13 protein-coding genes are annotated in these 17,824 nt (G+C 71.4%); all 13 read right to left on the bottom strand.

Annotated features, from left to right (window positions below; genetic code table 11):
- Nucleotides 1–120 precede the first annotated feature (120 nt).
- Nucleotides 121–963, bottom strand: coding sequence for a phosphate ABC transporter ATP-binding protein (locus QT381_RS01940; protein ID WP_289246985.1), 843 nt, complete (start codon nucleotides 961–963; stop codon nucleotides 121–123).
- Nucleotides 964–982: 19 nt separating this feature from the next.
- Nucleotides 983–1,996, bottom strand: coding sequence for a sortase (locus QT381_RS01935; protein WP_289246984.1), 1,014 nt, complete (start codon nucleotides 1,994–1,996; stop codon nucleotides 983–985).
- A gap of 81 nt (nucleotides 1,997–2,077) precedes the next feature.
- On the bottom strand, nucleotides 2,078–4,114 hold the full coding sequence (locus QT381_RS01930; RefSeq protein WP_289246983.1) for a hypothetical protein: 2,037 nt from the start codon (nucleotides 4,112–4,114) through the stop codon (nucleotides 2,078–2,080).
- Between the two features lie 155 nt (nucleotides 4,115–4,269).
- On the bottom strand, nucleotides 4,270–7,062 hold the full coding sequence (locus QT381_RS01925; protein ID WP_289246981.1) for a hypothetical protein: 2,793 nt from the start codon (nucleotides 7,060–7,062) through the stop codon (nucleotides 4,270–4,272).
- Nucleotides 7,059–8,867, bottom strand: a complete 1,809-nt coding sequence (pstS, locus tag QT381_RS01920) for a phosphate ABC transporter substrate-binding protein PstS (RefSeq protein ID WP_289246980.1) — start codon at nucleotides 8,865–8,867, stop codon at nucleotides 7,059–7,061. Before pstS ends, QT381_RS01925 begins: the two co-directional genes overlap by 4 nt.
- Nucleotides 8,864–10,252: a phosphate ABC transporter permease PstA gene (gene pstA / locus QT381_RS01915; protein WP_289246979.1), complete on the bottom strand. Its 1,389-nt coding sequence runs from the start codon at nucleotides 10,250–10,252 to the stop codon at nucleotides 8,864–8,866. Before pstA ends, pstS begins: the two co-directional genes overlap by 4 nt.
- A gap of 13 nt (nucleotides 10,253–10,265) precedes the next feature.
- Nucleotides 10,266–11,249: a phosphate ABC transporter permease subunit PstC gene (gene pstC / locus QT381_RS01910; RefSeq protein WP_289246978.1), complete on the bottom strand. Its 984-nt coding sequence runs from the start codon at nucleotides 11,247–11,249 to the stop codon at nucleotides 10,266–10,268.
- Nucleotides 11,250–11,515: 266 nt separating this feature from the next.
- Nucleotides 11,516–12,034: an NAD(P)H-dependent oxidoreductase gene (locus QT381_RS01905; protein ID WP_289246977.1), complete on the bottom strand. Its 519-nt coding sequence runs from the start codon at nucleotides 12,032–12,034 to the stop codon at nucleotides 11,516–11,518.
- 39 nt (nucleotides 12,035–12,073) lie between these two features.
- The gene (locus QT381_RS01900; RefSeq protein WP_289246976.1) at nucleotides 12,074–13,453 is read right to left on the bottom strand and encodes an LLM class flavin-dependent oxidoreductase; all 1,380 of its coding nucleotides are present in this window, start codon (nucleotides 13,451–13,453) and stop codon (nucleotides 12,074–12,076) included.
- A gap of 520 nt (nucleotides 13,454–13,973) precedes the next feature.
- Nucleotides 13,974–14,828, bottom strand: coding sequence for a G1 family glutamic endopeptidase (locus QT381_RS01895; protein ID WP_289246974.1), 855 nt, complete (start codon nucleotides 14,826–14,828; stop codon nucleotides 13,974–13,976).
- Nucleotides 14,829–15,298: 470 nt separating this feature from the next.
- On the bottom strand, nucleotides 15,299–15,742 hold the full coding sequence (sufU, locus tag QT381_RS01890) for a Fe-S cluster assembly sulfur transfer protein SufU (protein ID WP_289246973.1): 444 nt from the start codon (nucleotides 15,740–15,742) through the stop codon (nucleotides 15,299–15,301).
- Complete coding sequence (locus QT381_RS01885; protein ID WP_289246972.1) at nucleotides 15,739–17,043, bottom strand: aminotransferase class V-fold PLP-dependent enzyme; 1,305 nt, start codon at nucleotides 17,041–17,043, stop codon at nucleotides 15,739–15,741. Before QT381_RS01885 ends, sufU begins: the two co-directional genes overlap by 4 nt.
- A gap of 125 nt (nucleotides 17,044–17,168) precedes the next feature.
- Nucleotides 17,169–17,726: a flavin reductase family protein gene (locus QT381_RS01880; RefSeq protein ID WP_289246970.1), complete on the bottom strand. Its 558-nt coding sequence runs from the start codon at nucleotides 17,724–17,726 to the stop codon at nucleotides 17,169–17,171.
- Nucleotides 17,727–17,824 lie beyond the last annotated feature (98 nt).

Below are 17,824 nucleotides of genomic sequence, written 5' to 3'. Positions count from 1 at the left end.
GGGTGCTCACCGGTCGCTGCGGAGCGGCCCCGACCAGCGGGAGCCAGCGGGAGGCGGCCCGACCAGCGGAGCACCGATGAACGGTCCGGGGCGCGCCAGCACCGGCGGCGCCCCGGACCTCTAGCCGAACCGACCGTTCACGTAGTCGAAGGTCCGGCTGTCCTGCGGGGACTCGAACATGGCATCCGTCGGTCCGTGCTCGACGATCACGCCGGGGGTGCCCTGCTCGGCCAGGAAGAAGGCGCACTGGTCGCTCACGCGCTGCGCCTGCTGCATGTTGTGCGTCACGATGACGATCGTCACGTCGTCCGCGAGCTCGGTGATGGTCTGCTCGATGCGACGCGTCGAGGTCGGGTCGAGCGCGGAGCACGGCTCGTCCATGAGCAGGATGCGCGGCCGCACCGCGAGCGAGCGGGCGATGCACAGGCGCTGCTGCTGACCGCCGGACAGGCCGCCGCCGGGCTGCCGGAGGCGGTCCTTGACCTCGTTCCACAGGCCCGCCTTGGCCAGCGTCTCCTCGACGAGCTCGCTCTTCGCGCTCTTGGCCAGCTTGACGCCCGTGAGCGCGAGACCCGCGAGCACGTTGTCCTGGATGCTCATCGCCGGGAACGGGTTCGGCTTCTGGAACACCATCCCGATCTGGCGGCGCGCGTCGGTGATGCGCATGCGCGCGTCGTAGATGTCGTGGCCGTCGACGCGCACCTCCCCCGCGAGCGACGCGCCCGGCACGAGCTCGTGCATGCGGTTCAGGATGCGCAGGAAGGTGCTCTTGCCGCATCCGCTCGGTCCGATGAGGGCGGTGACCTTGCCGGCGGGCATGGTGAGCGAGACGCGGTCGAGCACCTTGTGGTCGCCGAACCAGGCCGAGATGCTGTCGGCCTCGAGGCTCGCGAGCGCGCCGAGCGCCGGGAGCGCCTCGGTGTCGTCCACGAGATGCTCGAGCTCGGAGGTCGCGATGGTCATGGGTCCTTCTTCCGGCGGTTCAGATCAGGTTGGGGAGCAGCGCCGCTGCCCGCTGCGCGGCGAGCACGCCGATCGCCGCGAGCACGGGGACGGCGACGATCCAGGTCTGCCAGCGTCCCCACAGCCGTCGGCTCAGGGCGAGCACGACGAGCGCGAGGGCGAGGAGCACGAGTGCGAGAGTGAGGAGCGGCCACGCCGAGGAGTCGCCGGCCATGGTGAGCTCCGACGGCGCGAGCGCGGCGTAGTCGAGCACGCGATCGGGCGCCGGCTGCGGCGCCGAGACGAGGTCGGCGTCGACCCGCACGACCGAGCTGGGCGCGAACGGCAGCCCGACGCCGCTCACGAGGGTCAGGCGCCCGGCTCCGGCCGCCAGCGGGGCGGGCACCAGATCGCCGGTGAACCGGATGCCGCTGACGCGGTAGGTCGCCTCGCCCTGGCCGGTGGTCGCGGTGAGCTCGTCGCCCACCGCGAGGTCGGCGATGCGGGCGAATGGCGCGCCGTACGCCGCCTGGCGTCCGTAGATCACGCTCGACCCGGCCTGACCGGGGAGCACGGTGTCGCGGCGGTGACCGGGACCCGACATGGTCGTGCCGGCATCCGTGCCCTCGAGCACGACCTGCCGAACGCCGAGCTCGGGGATCGCGAGCACCGCCACCGGGGTGCCCGCGGCGAGCAGGCGGCCGTCAGCGCCGACCTGGCCGACCGGCGCCGTGCCGTTGGCGAGGTCGTAGCGGATGGACTGCAGCGCGAGCTGCTGGTCGCGCAGCGCCGAGAGCTGGGAGATGCCGCCGAGGTAGCCGGCGAAGCCGAGCAGCACCGCACCGACGACGACGAGGGCCGCGCCCGAGAACCGCAGCCGGTCGGGCTCGCTGAGCGAGGGAACGGCACCGGATGCCGGCCGCGGGTCGATCCCGACGGTGGCGGCGACCGGGCGCGACGCCGACGCGCGCGCCGGAGCGAAGCGGCGCAGCCCGGTGGCCAGCGCCGCACGCAGCCGGCCCCACGGTGCGGCGGCACGCTGGGCAATCGTCATGTCTCGTGGTCCTCGTGGTACGGGTTGGCGCCGGTCCGGGGTGGTTCCCCCCGGACCGGCGCCCGCCCTGCGGTGGTCGGGTCAGCTGACCTTGGCCTTCACGCCCGTCTTCTTGACGGACTTGAAGGAGGTGCTGGCCTTGTAGGTCACCGTGAGCTTGTGCGAGCCCTTCTTGAGCTTCACGTTCACGGTCACCTTGCCCTTCTTGAGGGTCGCCTTCTTGACGACGACCTTCTTGCCGTCCGCGATCGACACGGTGCCCGTGACGGTCACGCCCGACTTGACGGTGATGACGACCTTGGACTTCTTGCCCGACTTCACCGTCTTGATCTTCGAGACGGTGATCTTCGGGGTGCCCTTCGCCGCCTTGACCGCGACCGCGGCCGAGGTGCTGCCGAGCACGTTGCCCGACTTCGGCGTGTAGACCGCCGTCAGCGAGTACTTCGCGGACGGTGCGGTGTACTTCACGGCGACCGAGGTCGCGCCGCCGGCGACCGAGGCGGTCGCGAGGGTCGTCGCGCCCGACGTGAGGCTCACGGTGCCGCCCGCGGCGTCCGGGCCGCTGATCGTGACCGTGGCCGTCGCCGCCTTGCCGACCGTCGCCTTGCCCGAGGATACGGCGACGCCGGATGCGGCACCCGCGACCGAGACGGCCGCGGCGTCGCTCGTGCTGGCCGCGACACCCGCGAGGTTCGGGACGAAGGTGGCCTTGAGCGAGAGCGAGCCGACCGCCGAGGCCGGGATCGCGACGGTCGCCGTGTCGGAGCCGTTCGCGATCGAGCCGGTCGCGATGGCGGTGGCGCCGTCGGCGATGATGACGCTGCCGCCGCCGTTGCCGTTCGACACGACCTTCACGGTCGCGTCGACCGTGCCGCCCGCGAGGACGCTCGCCGGAGCGGTGAGGGTCGTCGTGCTGGCCGAGGCCTGGTACGCGCGCAGGCCGTCGAAGCCGCATCCGTTGGTCGGGCCGGTCAGCATGCCGTAGGCGAGGATCGTGCTCGTGGCCGAGCAGACCGTGCCGCCGGGGCCGAACGCCTTGTAGTACGCGCTCGACGTGTCGTCGATGTACTTCGACGGCACGATGTTGTAGACGTCGCGCACGAAGGCCGAGTAGCCGGTGCTCGTCGTGTACGAGCCCTCCGCGCCGTTGACCGGGGTCTGGCCGTTGAGCGCGGCGAGCGTCACGCCGTGGCGACGGTCCGCGACCTTTCCGTTGCCCTGCGCGACCCACTGGCCGACCGAGAACGGGCCGACCGCGATGGTGTTGCCGGTCGTGAGACCCGCGATCGCCGTGCCGTCGTGCTCCTCGATGTCCGCGCCGCCGAACTTGTCGGTGATGAACGGCGAGGTGGCCGTGAAGTTCGCCGCGTCCGCCAGGTTGCCGAGCTTCGCGAGGAAGTCCTTGCGCGTGCCCGAGCCGAACTTCGGCAGGATCGGCTGCAGCTTGTAGGCCGTGGAGCCCGCCGGCGCCGCCTCCGCGGTCGCGCCGGCCCCCACGTACGTGGTGCCGTCGAAGTACACGTAGCTGACCGCGCCCCGGTAGATCTGGTAGAGCGACGGCGTCGTCTGGCCGGACGTGGCGTCACCGAGGGTGAACGGGATGCTCGCCGCGAGGCTGCCCGAGACCGCGACGTCGACCGCGTCCCGCGCGAACGGCACGTACGCGACGACACCGTCCGCACGCGTGTCCGTGGCAGCCGGGCCGCCCGAGCTGCGCGCGAAGTCGATGTTGCCCGCGATCGACGAGGTGATCGTGACCGATGCGGGGTTCGCGGAGTTGCCGCCCTGCGCGACCGCGACGCCCGACTTGGTGGCGGCCTGACCGATCGCGACGAGGAGCGCGTCGCGCCCCGCTCCCGAACCGCTCAGTCGCGGGATGGCCGCGCCGCCGGGCCGGGTGACGACCGTCGTCGAGCCGACCGCGTCGAACGACGCGATCGCGCCGTTGCTCGCGGCGGCGATGGCGCCGATGACGTCCTGCGTGGTGTCCGAGCCGAGGCCCACGAGAGCCGTGCCGGACGTCGGGGTATCGGCGAACGCCGGGACCGTCACGGCGCAGCCGATCAGGGCCGCAGCCCCGAGCGTCGCGCCGATCCGGCCGAAGGTGGTTGCCTTCATGGATGGGATTCCTTCCTGGATGGATGCGCCGTCCCGAGTTGCTGAGGTGTACTCTCGGCCGGGCATTCGAAAGCTAGGGAGCACCGACCAACGCCCCGCGTCCGCCGGGTGAACAGCAGACGTCCGATCGGCAACGGATCGGCGTCGATCGCGGATCATGAGGCCGCCATCAGGCGCGCGAGGCGGCGGCCGCGCGCCGACAGGAACGGCCCGACGACGAGCAGCGGCACGCCCGCGGCGAGCGAGCCGACGAGCGCGACGCGCGACGCTCCGATCCCGCCGTCCACGGTGAGCTCGTCGGGCGCATCCGGGCCCGTCACGACCGCCGGCTGCGTGGCCTGACCGGTCGGCTGCTCCTGAACGACGGTCGGGGGGACCACGGGCTGCGTCGGGGCGGTCGCGCTCGACTGGGCCGGCCCCGGAGTGGGCGTCGAGGTCGGCTCGTCCGAGCCGCAGTGCGCGCCGACGTACTTCTTCGACGTCAGGCTCTTCGCGAGAGCGTTCGTCGCGCCGGCGTCCGCCGCGGAGAGCGGCACGTAGCCGTCCGGCAGCTGCCCGAGGCCCTCACCGCTGACCTGGCCCTTGCCCGCGACGAACGAGAGGAACCGGGCGTAGGCCTTGCGCTCGACGGGCGTCGACGCGCAGACGTTCACGGCGGCGTACGTGAGCGTCGGGAGCGCGTAGGCCCCGGCGACCCGCCTGGTCGGGTCGAACACCCGCACGTCCGGCACGTCGGAGTCGACGAAGGCGCCGACCCCCTTCGCGATCGAGTCCGCCGAGGGCGCGATCGCCTGTCCGGCGGCGTTGACGATCTTCGCGACCGGGAGCCCGTAGCGCGCAGCGGATGCGGCATCCGTCAGCGACAGGATGAAGCGATGCCCGGGCACCTGCGTACCGCTCGCGCCGTACCCCGCGGGCTGCTTGAACGGGTCCCACGAGGTCTTGGCACCGCTGTCGGCACGCAGCGCGTGGTAGGCGGCGTCGAGGTAGTCGTTCGCGTACGGCCGCAGATCGAGCGTGCCGTAGCCGGTCTCGTCGCTCGTGTCCTTCACCATCGTGAGGTCGGCCTTCGGGAAGTAGTCCACGGTCGTGTCGTCCGCGAGATCGAGCGACCGGTAGGCCGGGTTGATCACCGTGCCGTAGTCGTCGGGCGCTCCGGCGAGGAAGGCCGCCGCGAGCGGGTCCGCGCGCAACCAGGCCCAGAGCTCGGCGTTGGTGTCACTGCTGCCGAGAGCCGTGACGAGCCCGCCGGGCGTCGCGTCGATCTGGAAGCCGACGAAGCTCGGATTGAGGGCGAGGAACTCCGGGTCGGTGACGATGCTGAACGGGTTCGTCTCCATCGGCGTGCCGCTGCCACGACCCGGAATGTCGATGCGATAGGTCTGGGTCAGGAGCTTCGCCACGAGGCGCGCGTCGAGGGTCAGATCCTGCGCCTGCAGCCCGTTCTGCGCGATCGCGGGCGCATCGGGATAGAGGCTGTAGTCGATCGTGAACGCGATGACGAGGGCCGATTGCGCGATCGGCGAGTACGCGATCGTCGCGTCGCCGGCCTCATCCGTCGTCAGCGGGTTGTCGACGAGTGCGAGCCGGCTCGCGCCCTCCGTGTCGCTCACGATCTGGCGCCGCGCCTCGGCGTCGCCGATGAGGGAGAAGCCGTACGTCGTGCCCGAGCCGCAGAGCGCCGGCTGCCACGAGGTCACCGCGGCCGTGGAGACGTCGGCGCCGACCAGTCGCTCCTCGTGGTTGCCGATCGGGCAGGACTGCGACACGGACTGGAAGTCCAGGCGCACGACGATGCGGTTCGCCCACGCGCTCGCCGACAGCGGCGATCCGCTCAGCCGACCGGAGGTGATCGCCGAGTGCGATGACCCGTCGAGGTTCGTCTCGCCGCGCGGCACGATGACGAGCCAGCAGGGCTCGGCGGTCGCGCCGCAGCCGAGCTGGGGCGCCTCGAGGCTCGTCTGCGTCTCGAACGTCACCTGGCCGGTGCCGTTGTCGGCCGTGCGCGCCGCGCTGACCTCGTTCGTCGTCGTGGGGCTGAACACCTTCTGGAGGTCGGTCGTCGTCTTCGACAGGGTGCCGTCGACGCTGCGGAACGGCATCCGGTACGCCCGGAGGTTCGGGTTCTCGAGCGGCGCGGGCAGGCGGAGGTCCGGATCCGTCGCCAGGGCGGGATCCTGCGCCGGATCGTCGCCGCGCACGAGGTCCCGGCTGCCGGTGTTCACGCCCATCAGACCCGAGACGGATGAGTTGGCGCTCCCGAACTGGCAGGTCTCGGGCGACGGGCCGTCGGCCTCCGATCCCCAGCACTGCATGATCTGCAGGTAGTCGGTCGCGTACTCCCCCGGCGAGGTGGTGCGCGCGCCCTGCCAGGTGACGACCACGCCCTGGTTGACGAGATTCCGGGTCTGGCCGACCGTGACCGACAGGTCCTTGAACACCGAGTAGTCGTCCTCGGGCGGCGCCGTCGGCGTCGGGGTCGGGGTCGGCGAGTCCGACGGGGTGTCGGTCGGGGTCGGGGTGTCGGTCGGGGTCGGGGAGTCCGACGGCGTCGGGGAGTCCGACGGGGTCGGGGAGTCCGACGGCGTCGGGGAATCCGTCGGCGTCGGGGAATCCGACGGGGTCGGGGAGTCCGACGGCGTCGGAGAGTCCGACGGCGTCGGGGAGTCCGTCGGGGTCGGGGAATCAGACGGCGTCGGCGAATCCGACGGCGTCGGCGGATCCGCCGGGGTGGACGAGTCCGTCGGTGTCGCCGTCGGGCTCGACGGAGCGGGCGGCACGCGGTCCGGGTGCTGATCGAGCCAGCGCACCGTGACCGCCGATCCGGTCGGTGTCGCGGCCGCGTTGACGGGCATCCCGACGAGCAGCAGCGCACCCGAGATCGTCGTGAGCGCGAGGCCGAGCGCCAGCGCGCCGTTCCCGACGCGCACGAGCGTGCGGGTCTTCATCGGCTTCCCTTCCGCCGCGAGAGGCCCAGTCCGATGAGCGGCGGGACGACGACGAGCGCGAGCAGCGCGACGACCGCGCCGAGCATGAGCGACTGCGCGGGAGACCAGTCGGTCGACGAGGCGACCTCGACCGGCAGCGAGGCGACGCTCACGCACGTGCCCGTGTCGGCCTCGCACTGCACCGGACCGCCCGCGACGCCGTTGACGTTGCCGGTTCCGGATGCCGCACCGCCGACCGTCGTGCCGGGATCGACGGGCGCGGCGCCGGCATCCGTTCCCGTGTCCGGCGACGTGCCGGGCTCGGTCGTCGTGCCGCCGTCGGTCGTTCCGCCCCCCGCGGAGCCCGGGGACCCGCCGTCGCCCGGAGAGCCGGAGCCGCCGCCGGAGCCGCCGCCCGTCGACCCGCCCGTCGCGCCGCCCGAACCGGGCGCCTGCGTCGGAGCGCTGGTCGCGGGCGCCGACGCGCCGCCCTTCACCTCGGTCGGGATCCCGGCCGCGCCGCCCGTGCCGTCGGGGCACTGGGCCGTGCCCTGCTCGTCGCACGCCTGAGGCTGCTTCGCGCTCGTCGCGAGCGTGTTCGTGCCGTCCTTGGAGAAGGTCGGGTTGTTGCACTTCGCGATGTCGATCGACTGCGTGTCGACGCCGGGGATGCGCGCGACCTGCTCGAGCCCCGCCTTCACCAGGTTGATCGGCAGCGGCGAGTAGCCGAGCACCTCGGCCTGCTGCTGGCCCTCGCAGAGGAAGTAGTACGCGAACGCGCCGAGCGTCTTGCCCTTGTCGTTCGTGAAGTTCGTGGCCGTCGAGGTCGGCAGGATCATGTACGAGTACGACGACAGCGGGTAGGTGCGCGCGTCCTTGTTGTCGTACACGCCGTCGAGGATCTGCGTGAGGTACTGCGGCGAGCTCTGGTCGGTGTTGATCTTCGCGGCCAGCAGGCCGACCGCGACGTTCGACGCGGTCGGCTCGACGTAGTAGCCCGCCGCGTTGAGCACCTTCGCGACCGGGAAGCCGGTCTTCAGCGCGTAGGAGTACTCGACGTAGGTGATCGTTCCGACGTTCGCCTTCTGCGCGACGTACCCCGAGACGCCCTGCGAGTTCGGCTGCGCGATGAAGCCCTTGCCGGGGATCGTCGGGTAGTTCGACGTCACGCCGCACGGCGTCGAGCGCCCGGCCTGTGCGCAGTAGGCGTCCCACAGCGAGCCGTACTTCTTGCCCATCCAGGTGGTGAACTGCGCCGTCGACCCGGAGCCGTCGGAGCGCACGACGGGCACGATCTGCCGCTTCGGCAGCGTCAGGCCGGGGTTGTCCTTCGCGATCGCCGGGTCGTCCCAGCTCGTGATGACGCCCGTGAAGATCTTCGTGATGACCTCGCCCGAGAGGCGCAGGTTGGTGACCCGCTTGCCGCCGACCTCGAGGTTGTACATGAAGGCCGTGCCGCCGGCGACGATGGGCATGTACGCGTAACCGACCGTGGGCGGCGAGTCGAACACGCCGCCGTCGGTGAGGCTGTACGGGATCTCCGACACCGCGAAGTCGACCGTGCCGGCCTTGAACTGGTTGCGGCCGTCCGAGGAGCCCGTCGACGCGTAGTTGATGCGCATGCCGAACTGCTGCACGTTGCGCCGCCACTGGTCGATGGCGTTCGAGCTCCACGACGAGCCGGCGCCCGAGACGGGCACGTAGCTCTCGGCGCTCGCGGATGCCGCGGGCGCGACGACGAGCGCGACGACCGCCGCGATGAGGCCGAGCGCGATCCCGCGCGAGCGCCCGAGCTCGCGGAACCGGACGCGGGGACGAGCGTTCATCGGGGGTCCTCCGGGGTGGGGCGCGGCGCCGCCTCGGCGACCGCGGGGTCAGGAAATGCAGGAGCCGAGCGCCCCCGACGCGCCGACACGCCGTCGCGCGGGCGGCGGGCGACGCTCCGCTCCTGCATTTCCGTGATCAGGGCGCGGAGCCTCGCGGCCAGGGCGCGGATGCGGAGGGCGGCGAGTCCGCGGTGCACGACGGAGCCCGCGCGCTCGAGCCGCTCGCGGCGGCGCTCGCGCTTCGCGATCGACTGGCCGCCGATCAGGCGGGCGATCGCGAACAGCAGCAGCACGAGGAACATGAGCACGGCGGCGGTGCCGAAGCCGCGCGCGATCATGGTCGGCTCGGGGCTCTTCACGAACTCGAAGATCGCGAGCGGCAGCGACACCATGGGACCGTGCAGCGGGTCGACGTTGAGGCCGGCGGTGAAACCCGACGTGAGCAGCACCGGGCTCGTCTCGCCGATGCCGCGCGCGGTCGCGAGGATGATCGCCGTGACGAGGCCCGAGCGCGACGTCGGCAGGATGACGCGCCACACGGTCTGCCACTGGCCGGCGCCGAGGCCGATCGAGGCCTCCTTGAGCGTCGCCGGCACGAGGCGCAGCACGACATCCGCCGACCGGATCATGATCGGCAGCATCATCACGCTGATCGCGAGAGCCGCCGCGAAGCCGGACTTGTCGAGCCCGAGCACGAGGATCGCGCTCGCGTAGATGAACAGGCCCGCGACGATCGACGGCAGCGCCGTCATCGCCTCGACGATCGTGCGCACGAAGCGCGCGAACGGCCCGGGCACCTCGGTGAGGAACAGCGCGGTCGTCAGCCCGAGCGGGATCGTGATCGCGAGAGCGATGGCGATCTGGATGAGCGAGCCGGCGATCGCGTGCAGCACGCCGCCCGCCGACAGCGGGTCGAGCGGGCCCGCGAGCGACATGTCCTGCGTGTAGAAGTTCAGGTGCGGCAGCGCGTCGGCGCCACGGATGAGGCTGAACGCGACGACGAAGACGAGCGTCGCGAACACCACGACAGCGAGGGAGTGCACGGCGACGAGGGCGACCCGGTCCCGCACGACGGGCGCCGCCTCATCCGTCGACACCAGCAGCGCGTAGAACACGAGGAACAGCAGGTAGGCGGTGACGACGAAGGGCAGCAGGCCGCTCAGCGGCGCGAGGGTCGTGAACAGCAGCGCCGTGACGCACAGCGACGAGACCGCCGCACCGGTGACCGCGAGCACGTCGCTGATCCGCACGCCCCGCCCCCGGCGCGTCTCGGGACCGCGCGGCTCGTCGTCGGAGCGCTCCGGCAGGGAGGTGCGCGGCTCGACGGGCGGGTCGGTCGGGTCGAGGATCTCGCCGAACGGCGCTTCGATGATCGTCGGGCTCACGAGCCCTGCTCCGTCACGAGGTCTGCCCCGACCGCGAGCGCGCGACGATCGACGACGCCGCGAAGTTGATCACGAGCGTCATGAGGAAGAGCGCGAGCCCCGCGGCCATGAGGGCGCTCATCGCGAACGGCGTCGCCTCGCCGTACCGCAGCGCGATGAGCGACGAGACCGAGCTCGCACCGGCCTGCAGGATGTGCGGCTGGATCACGAAGATCGGCGAGATGATCATGTAGACCGCGATGGTCTCGCCGAGCGCGCGCCCGAGGCCGAGCATGGTGCCGCCGATCATGCCGCCGCGACCGTACGGCAGCACGACGCTGCGGATCATGCCCCAGCGCGTCGACCCGAGCGCGAGCGCGCCCTCCCGCTCGCCGAGCGGTGCCTGGCTGAACACCTCGCGCATGATCGAGGTGATGATCGGCGTGATCATGAGCGCGACGACGATGCCCGCGATGAACGTCGACGAGGTGTAGACGGTCGGGCTCGCGAGCGGGTCGTCGGGGTCGACGCCGTCGACCGCGAAGATCGGGATCCAGCCGAAGGTCTGCGAGATCCACTTCGAGACCGGCGTGATCGACTGCTGGAGGAAGAAGAAGCCCCACAGGCCGTAGACGACGCTCGGGATCGCGGCCATGAGGTCGACCAGGCCGACGAGCGCGCTGCGCAGGCGCAGCGGCGCGTACTCGGTGATGTACAGCGCGGTTCCGGTCGACAGCGGCACCGCGATCAGGATGGCGACGAGCGCGATGAGGATCGTGCCGACGAGCACCGCCGCGATGCCGAACCGACCGGCGCCGGCATCCGGCTCCCACGCCTGCGTGGTGAGGAACGAGAGGCCCGCGACACCGAGCGCCTGGGAGGCGCGGATCGCGAGGAACGCGCCGACGAGCAGCATGATCGCGAGCACGGCGACGCCGCCCGCGCGGGCGATCGCCCGGAAGCGGATGTCGGGCGCGTCGCGCAGGATCGTCAGGCGACGGGGAGCATCGACGGTCAAGCGGTCGTCCTCGGGTGAGTACAGCTGGCACAGCGCGTTGGGGGGGTGCGGTCCCCGACGGGAACGGCTCACGGTGGCATCGGTCGGTGTCGAGCGGCCCTCGCGACGGTGAACGGATGGTGAACAGCGCGCGCCGGGGCGCGGAAGAGGGCGCCGGGGTCGTGGGATTCCCCGGGAGCGAGCGCGCGGAGGGCGACCTCCATGACTCCTGGGCCGCCGCGCCGGCGTCTCGAGGTCGCGCGGGCTGCGCGCTCACAAGCGCTGGGTCAGGGCAGCACGGGCTCCGCGGCGTCGAGTGCCGCCGCGATCGCGGCGGTGAGGCGTCCGTCGGGGTCGTCGGCGACATCCGCGTCGCGCGCGTAGACGCCGAGCGGCAGGGTCAGCGCGCCGAAGAACGCGAGAAGCGGGCGCAGCTCGTGCTCGATGACGAGCGAGTGCCGGTCGTCGCCGCCGACCGCCGCGAGCAGCACGGGCGTGCCCGCGAGCGCGGTCTGCGGCAGCAGGTCGACGAGGTGCTTGAACAGTCCGGTGTACGAGCCGCGGTAGACGGGCGTGGCGACCACGAGCAGGTCGGCGCCCTGGATGCGGGCCACGGCATCCGCGACGGGACCGGGCAGCGGTCCGCGGCCGAGCGCGGCACCCAGGCCCCCGATCCCCGTGACCTCGATCGCGTCGACGGAGACGTCGCGGCGCGCGGCGAGCGCGCCGGTGATGCGCTCGAGCAGCCGGGACGTCTTCGAGGGCGCGTGCAGGCTGCCGGAGACGGTGACGACGGAGAGGGGCATGGTCTTCCTCGGTGGTTCGACGGTCGGGGGTCGCCGGCGTCAGTGCAGTGCGAGGCGCCGGACGTATCCGTTCGGCGCGGGCTCCAGCCCGAGCCGCTCCCGAAGCGTACCGGGCGTGTTCTCGTGCAGGCGGCCGCGCCGGCGCAGCTCGGGCACGACGTCGTCCACGAACCGGTGCCCGTGCGCGAGGGTCGCCGAGAGCACGGTGAAGCCGTCCGCCGCGCGGCCGGCGCTCCAGCGCTCCAGCTCGTCGGCGACGCGGGCGGCGGACCCGACCACGACGTTCGACCGCACCAGGTTCGCCACGAGGAGCTGTCGCCAGGTGATCGGCCGTTCGGCGCCGATGCGCCGCCCCGAGCGCTCCCCCGCGGTCTTCACGAGCAGGCGGCCGACGGGCGCGAACCGCTCGGCGAGCCGCCGCGGCACCGGCTCGTCGAGCAGCACGCCCGACAGCGACACGTCGAGCAGGCGGCCGAGACCGCGGATGCTGCGCTCGGCCGGCACGGCGTCGGCGTCCGCCGTCGCGGCGTCGGCGACCGGCACGAGCCCGACCAGGTCGTCGTACGCCGCCCAGGCCTCGTCGTCGTCCGCCCCCACGATCGGCAGCACGGGAACGAGCACGGCGGGCTCGGCGCGCTCCGGTGCCGACGCCGCCCGCCGCACGTCGTCGCGCAGGCGCAGCGCGTCCTCGACGGTCGTGGCGGTCGCGAGCACGGCATCCGCGTACCGCGCCGCGAGCTCGCGCGCGCGCAGCGTCGTCGCCGGCAGCAGCAGCGGCAGGTGGCCCTGCGGAGGGCGCACCGCGTTCAGCGGCCCCACGGACGAGTGGTGCCGCCCGAGGAACCCGCCCGCGTGCAGGCGCGCCGGCTCGACGAGGCGCGCCTCGGCGACGTCCGCGACGAACGCGTCGTGCTCCCAGCTGTCCCAGAGCGCGTGCAGTGCCTCGATGAGCTCCGCGGCCGCGGTCGCGCGCTCGAAATCGGAGTCGATCGACCGGCCGCCGAAGTTGCGGGCGGTCGCGGCATCCGTCGACGTCGTGATCGCGAGACCGAGGCGGCCCGCGCTCAGCAGGTCGATGGCGGCCGTCGAGCGCGCGAGGCTGTACGCGTCGACGTAGCCCGCGTTGACCGTCACGACGAAGCCGATGCGCTCGGTGATCGCCGCGAGGTGCGCGACCGCGGCGAGCGGCTCGACGCGCGCCAGCAGGTACGCGTCGCCGCGCTCGAAGTCGACGGATGTCGCGAGCCAGTCGCCGAAGTGCAGCAGGTCGATCCCGGCCCGGTCCGCGGCCACGGCGAGCTCGCGCAGCACGCGCGGGTCGTCCCTCGGGTCGCGGTGCGCACCGGGCGCCCGCCAGCCGTACGGCCACGCGCCGAGGGTGCGCACGGTGAGGCCGAGGAGCAGCGGGCGGGGCGTCATGGCTCGACCGTAGGGTCCGGCGACCCCGCCGTCACGACGCCCGCAACAGACGGCAACAGAGCGCAAGACGGCGCAACACTCCCCCACGCGGAACGCGCGTGTGCTGGCCTCGTCAGGCCGAGCGCAGCTGCGCGACGGCGTGCTCGGCTGCGACCCAGGCAAGCATCGCGCAGGTGACCCGCGACGCGAGACTCAGCGACCTGCGGGTTGTTGCTCGGAGCCGCTCGCCCTTACGCCGGGCTTCTGGGTCAGCCCGCAATAGCGGGCGTGCTTCGTGTCCACGGTGCAGGTTGTCGAGAGACCATTTGTCGAATAGGTCACAACGGTTCCGTCCAGCGAGTCGGGCGTCTCGTACGGAACGGGACTCGACGTGGGCGCGGATGTCGGGACGGCGGGCGCGGTGACGACGGTCGAGCGGGTCGAAGCCTGGGATTCCGAGACGTGCGCGCATGCCGTGAGGCCAAGTGTTACCACGCCTGCGACACCAAGAAAACGAAACACGGATGCACGTGTCCATCGATTAAGAGCATGCATGATAGTTATCCGTGAACGAAGTGCTAGACGTCCGGCCACCGTCCGGCTGCGCAAGCTTGGTCGAGCCGTTGTACATCCCGATTTCGTGATCGGTGCCCGCGGCAATACTGTGGAACGACGCATCAGAGTGTTCCGACCAGGCATCGTGCCATCCGACCGAAGTGAATGTCGCTAGCGGCGTCAGCGAGCCGCTGTAAGTGAGGCGCTCGTCAACCCACTCGACCGTGCTGCCGTCGTAATAGGAGGCGGCCGATATTGTCTTGACAACCGACGAAGCTTGGCCCGTCGTGTTGTCGGCAACGTAGAACGTGGTTTGCCCCGAGGACGTCGCCATTACAACGTACGCATGTATAGCGTCGCCTGCATGCACGGCGAGGCTCGTCGTTGTCAGGCTTATACCGCCGGTTGAATTGAGATATTCGTACCATGCGACGGGCGTGGTAGCGTTTTGCAGATAGGCAGTGCCAGCCTGATATAGCTTTGTCGAGCCGTCAAAGCCGCCCACACCCACCCAATCGGCAAGTGACGAATTTGTGCAGGAGGCATACCGTGCCGGAAGCGTGAAATCACCTTCGGCCCCAATAAAAGCAGTTGAAGACCCGGCCTTATTGGCGTAGCCGGCCCAGTTGTTCGAGACGTACGCACGAGCTTTCGTCTCGCACAGCACAGACGGCGTGGCACGGGGAACTGAAACAGATCGTTCCCAGCTTTGGAGCTTCGCATCGGCATCCTTTTCCGAATCGACTTGCTCACTTGTTACGGGCCGCTCCGGGTATCCGTAGGTCGCGAGTTCATCGGAGTTGGCGCTGATCGGGTCAAATCCTTTCGGAGGGACTGGCATCAACGAGTCTCCGTCACTTGTGTGAAAGACATAGTTTGTGAAAGACATAGTTATAGCCGCCACCAGCGATGGGCTCAACGGCGGCGACCTTGTACGCGACGCCATCGCATCCGGCGTCCACCGCTCCTGAGGCGCCGCCCGCGACGGTGCCGAGCATGACGACCGAAACCACGACGGCAATCGCGCTTGACGTGATAACTCCGCGTCGCACGGCATCTCCTCACACGACGTAGGCAAGAACCCTTCTAGACCGACCCTACCCGTCACAATCGTATCACGTCGCACGCGTACAGCGGATCTTGCGCGTGACCGGGGTTCCCGCCGCCGTCGCGGTCGCGATAGTCGGCGGCTTGTTCTTGCCGGATGTCTGGCCCCTGCAGGCCGCTGACCTTCCCCTCCTCGACGTCGAGGGGCAAACGGATTGATCTGCAGCGAACAGTGAAGGCGCGCGCGCCCCACATCTGCCCGGCTCAGCGCACCTGCGCGAGCGCGTGCTCGGCGGCGACCCACGCGAGCATGGCGCACTTGACCCGCGCGGTGTACTTCGACACCGGGCTGAGCACCGCGGCATCCCCGAGCAACTCCTCGTCGGCCTCGAGCGTGCCGCGGGAACGCATCACCTCGCGGAAGGCGTCGATGCGCACGGTCAGGTCGTCGACCGAGAGGTCGGGCTGCTCGCGCACGAGTTGCGCGAGCAGCGATGCGCTCGATTGCGAGATGGCGCATCCGTGTCCCTCCCACGTGATGCGGTCGATGACGCCGTCGTGCGCGTGCAGCTGCAGGGTCACCTCGTCGCCGCAGGTCGGGTTGAGCTGGTGCGACTCGGCCGCCGCACCCTCGGCGAGACCGAAGCCGACCGGGTGCTTCGAGTGGTCGATGATGAGCTCCTGGTAGAGCGCCTGCAGGTCGCTCATCGCAGTCCCCCGAAGAAGCGGATGGCGTCGGGCACCGCGGCGAGGAACGCGTCGACCTCGGCCTCGGTGGTGTACAGGTAGCTGCTCGCACGGGTCGAGGCGACCGTGCCGAGGCGGCGGTGCAGCGGCTGCGCGCAGTGGTGGCCGACGCGCACGGCGATGCCCCGGTCGTCGAGGAACTGGCCGAGGTCGTGGGCGTGGATGCCGGGCACGTCGACGCTCGCGACGCCGACCCGCTCGACCCCGGACGTCGGGCCGAGCAGCCGGACGCCGTCGATCTCGGCGAGGCCCGCGACGAGGCGGGCGCCGAGCTCGTGCTCGTGCGCGGCGACGCGGTCCATGCCGGCCGCGTCGAGGTAGTCGATCGCGGCCGCGAACGCGACGGCCTGCGAGACCTTCTGGGTGCCGGCCTCGAAGCGCTGCGGCGACGGCAGGTACTCCGACGCCTCCATGGTCACGGTCGTGATCATCGACCCGCCGGTGAGGAACGGCGGCAGCGCGTCGAGCAGCTCGGCGCGGCCGTAGAGCACGCCGAGTCCCGTCGGTCCGAGCATCTTGTGCGCGCTGAACGCGGCGAAGTCGACGTCGAGGGCGCGCAGATCGACGGGCAGGTGCGGCACGGACTGGCACGCGTCGAGCACGACGAGGGCGCCGACCGCGTGCGCGGCCGCCACGAAGGCCTCGACCGGGGCGATCGTGCCGAGCACGTTCGACACGTGCGCGAAGGCGACGACCCGCGTGCGCTCGGTGACGAGCTCGCCGAGCAGGTCGACCCGCAGCGCGCCGTCGTCGTCGATCGGCACGTAGCGCAGCGTCGCTCCGGTGCGGGCCGCGAGCTCCTGCCACGGGATGAGGTTCGCGTGGTGCTCGAGCTCGGTCACGAGGATCTCGTCGCCGGGCCCCAGCGCGAAACGGGCGGATGCCGGAGCGCCGCGCCCCACGCTCGCGTTGCCGATCGCGTAGGCGATCGTGTTGAGCGCCTCGGTGGCGTTGGAGGTCCAGACGATCTCGTTGTCGTCGACGCCGACGAAGCGGGCGACGCGCTCACGCGCCGCCTCGAACTCGTCGGTCGCGAGGGCCGCGAGCGTGTGGGCGCCGCGGTGCACGGCGGCGTTGCGCCGCAGCACGAAGTCGCGCTCCGCGTCGAGCACCGACAGCGGCCGCTGGCTCGTCGCGCCCGTGTCGAGGTAGACGAGCGGGTGCCCGTTCACGGTCTCGCCGAGGATCGGGAAGTCCGCCCGGAAGCGCGCGACCTCGGCATCCGTGAAGGGTGCGGCGAGGGTCGGAGTGACGGTGCTCATGATGCGTCCAGCGTAGTTCCGGCACTCGGTATTCCGCCGCGCGGTGGACCTGGGAGCGAGGCGCCGGCGGCGTGCGCCCAGCGCCGAGGCGCTTGCGCCTCGGGGCATCCGTCGCCCTGGCCCGGTCAGTCCAGGCGCGAGTGCTCGCCGATGTGGTGCCAGGTGCGGTTGTGGTACACGAGCGGCGCCGGATCGGTGCCGTCGGTCTGCTTGGCCTGCAGCGCGTGCACGGCGACGACGGTCGAGCCGCCCGCGTCCATCCGGTTGATGATGCGCCCGCGGATCCAGGTCGGCGCGGCGGGCAGGTACGGCTCCCCGGTGATCAGGCGGTCCCACGAGTCGGGGTCGGCGAACCGGTCGACGCCGCTCGTCGCGAACAGCTTCGCCGCGTCGAGCTGGTGCGCGCCGAGCAGGTGCACGACGACGGTGTCCGCCCGGGCGATCGCGGGGGCGCTCGACGAGGTCGTCGACAGCGAGAACACGAGCAGCGGCGGCTCGGCGCTGACCGAGAAGACGGATGTCGCGGTGAGCCCGACCGGACCGTCGCCGGCGTCCGTGGTGATGATCGCGACGCCCGCGGGGTGGTTGCGGAACGCGAGCTTGAACTCCTCGGGGCTCAGCCCGCCGGAGAGCTCGCGGTCGTCGTCGGGTCGCCCGGCGAAGGCGTTCGTCGCGTTGGTCATGCCCCTACCCTTCGCCGACATCCGTCGTATCGGCAAACCCTGTGTCGCCCCGTGACATTCCGGATCCGGGGCAATACGACGAAGCATGACAGCTCCGA

Origin of the sequence: Galbitalea sp. SE-J8 (genome assembly GCF_030345695.1) — a bacterium.
Taxonomy (GTDB): Bacteria; Actinomycetota; Actinomycetes; order Actinomycetales; family Microbacteriaceae; genus JAUASV01.
Note: the sequence above shows the minus strand (reverse complement) of the source record. Positions and strands in the feature narration are given on the sequence as shown.

What these genes read in the sequence shown, in the direction of transcription:
- QT381_RS01885 (WP_289246972.1), bottom strand. Translation starts at nt 17,043, where the DNA reads ATGAGCACCGTCACTCCGACCCTCGCCGCACCCTTCACGGATGCCGAG.
- QT381_RS01900 (WP_289246976.1), bottom strand. Translation starts at nt 13,453, where the DNA reads ATGACGCCCCGCCCGCTGCTCCTCGGCCTCACCGTGCGCACCCTCGGC.
- QT381_RS01880 (WP_289246970.1), bottom strand. Translation starts at nt 17,726, where the DNA reads ATGACCAACGCGACGAACGCCTTCGCCGGGCGACCCGACGACGACCGC.
- QT381_RS01935 (WP_289246984.1), bottom strand. Translation starts at nt 1,996, where the DNA reads ATGACGATTGCCCAGCGTGCCGCCGCACCGTGGGGCCGGCTGCGTGCG.
- QT381_RS01925 (WP_289246981.1), bottom strand. Translation starts at nt 7,062, where the DNA reads ATGAAGACCCGCACGCTCGTGCGCGTCGGGAACGGCGCGCTGGCGCTC.
- QT381_RS01905 (WP_289246977.1), bottom strand. Translation starts at nt 12,034, where the DNA reads ATGCCCCTCTCCGTCGTCACCGTCTCCGGCAGCCTGCACGCGCCCTCG.
- sufU (WP_289246973.1), bottom strand. Translation starts at nt 15,742, where the DNA reads ATGAGCGACCTGCAGGCGCTCTACCAGGAGCTCATCATCGACCACTCG.
- QT381_RS01930 (WP_289246983.1), bottom strand. Translation starts at nt 4,114, where the DNA reads ATGAAGGCAACCACCTTCGGCCGGATCGGCGCGACGCTCGGGGCTGCG.
- QT381_RS01940 (WP_289246985.1), bottom strand. Translation starts at nt 963, where the DNA reads ATGACCATCGCGACCTCCGAGCTCGAGCATCTCGTGGACGACACCGAG.
- QT381_RS01895 (WP_289246974.1), bottom strand. Translation starts at nt 14,828, where the DNA reads ATGCCAGTCCCTCCGAAAGGATTTGACCCGATCAGCGCCAACTCCGAT.
- pstS (WP_289246980.1), bottom strand. Translation starts at nt 8,867, where the DNA reads ATGAACGCTCGTCCCCGCGTCCGGTTCCGCGAGCTCGGGCGCTCGCGC.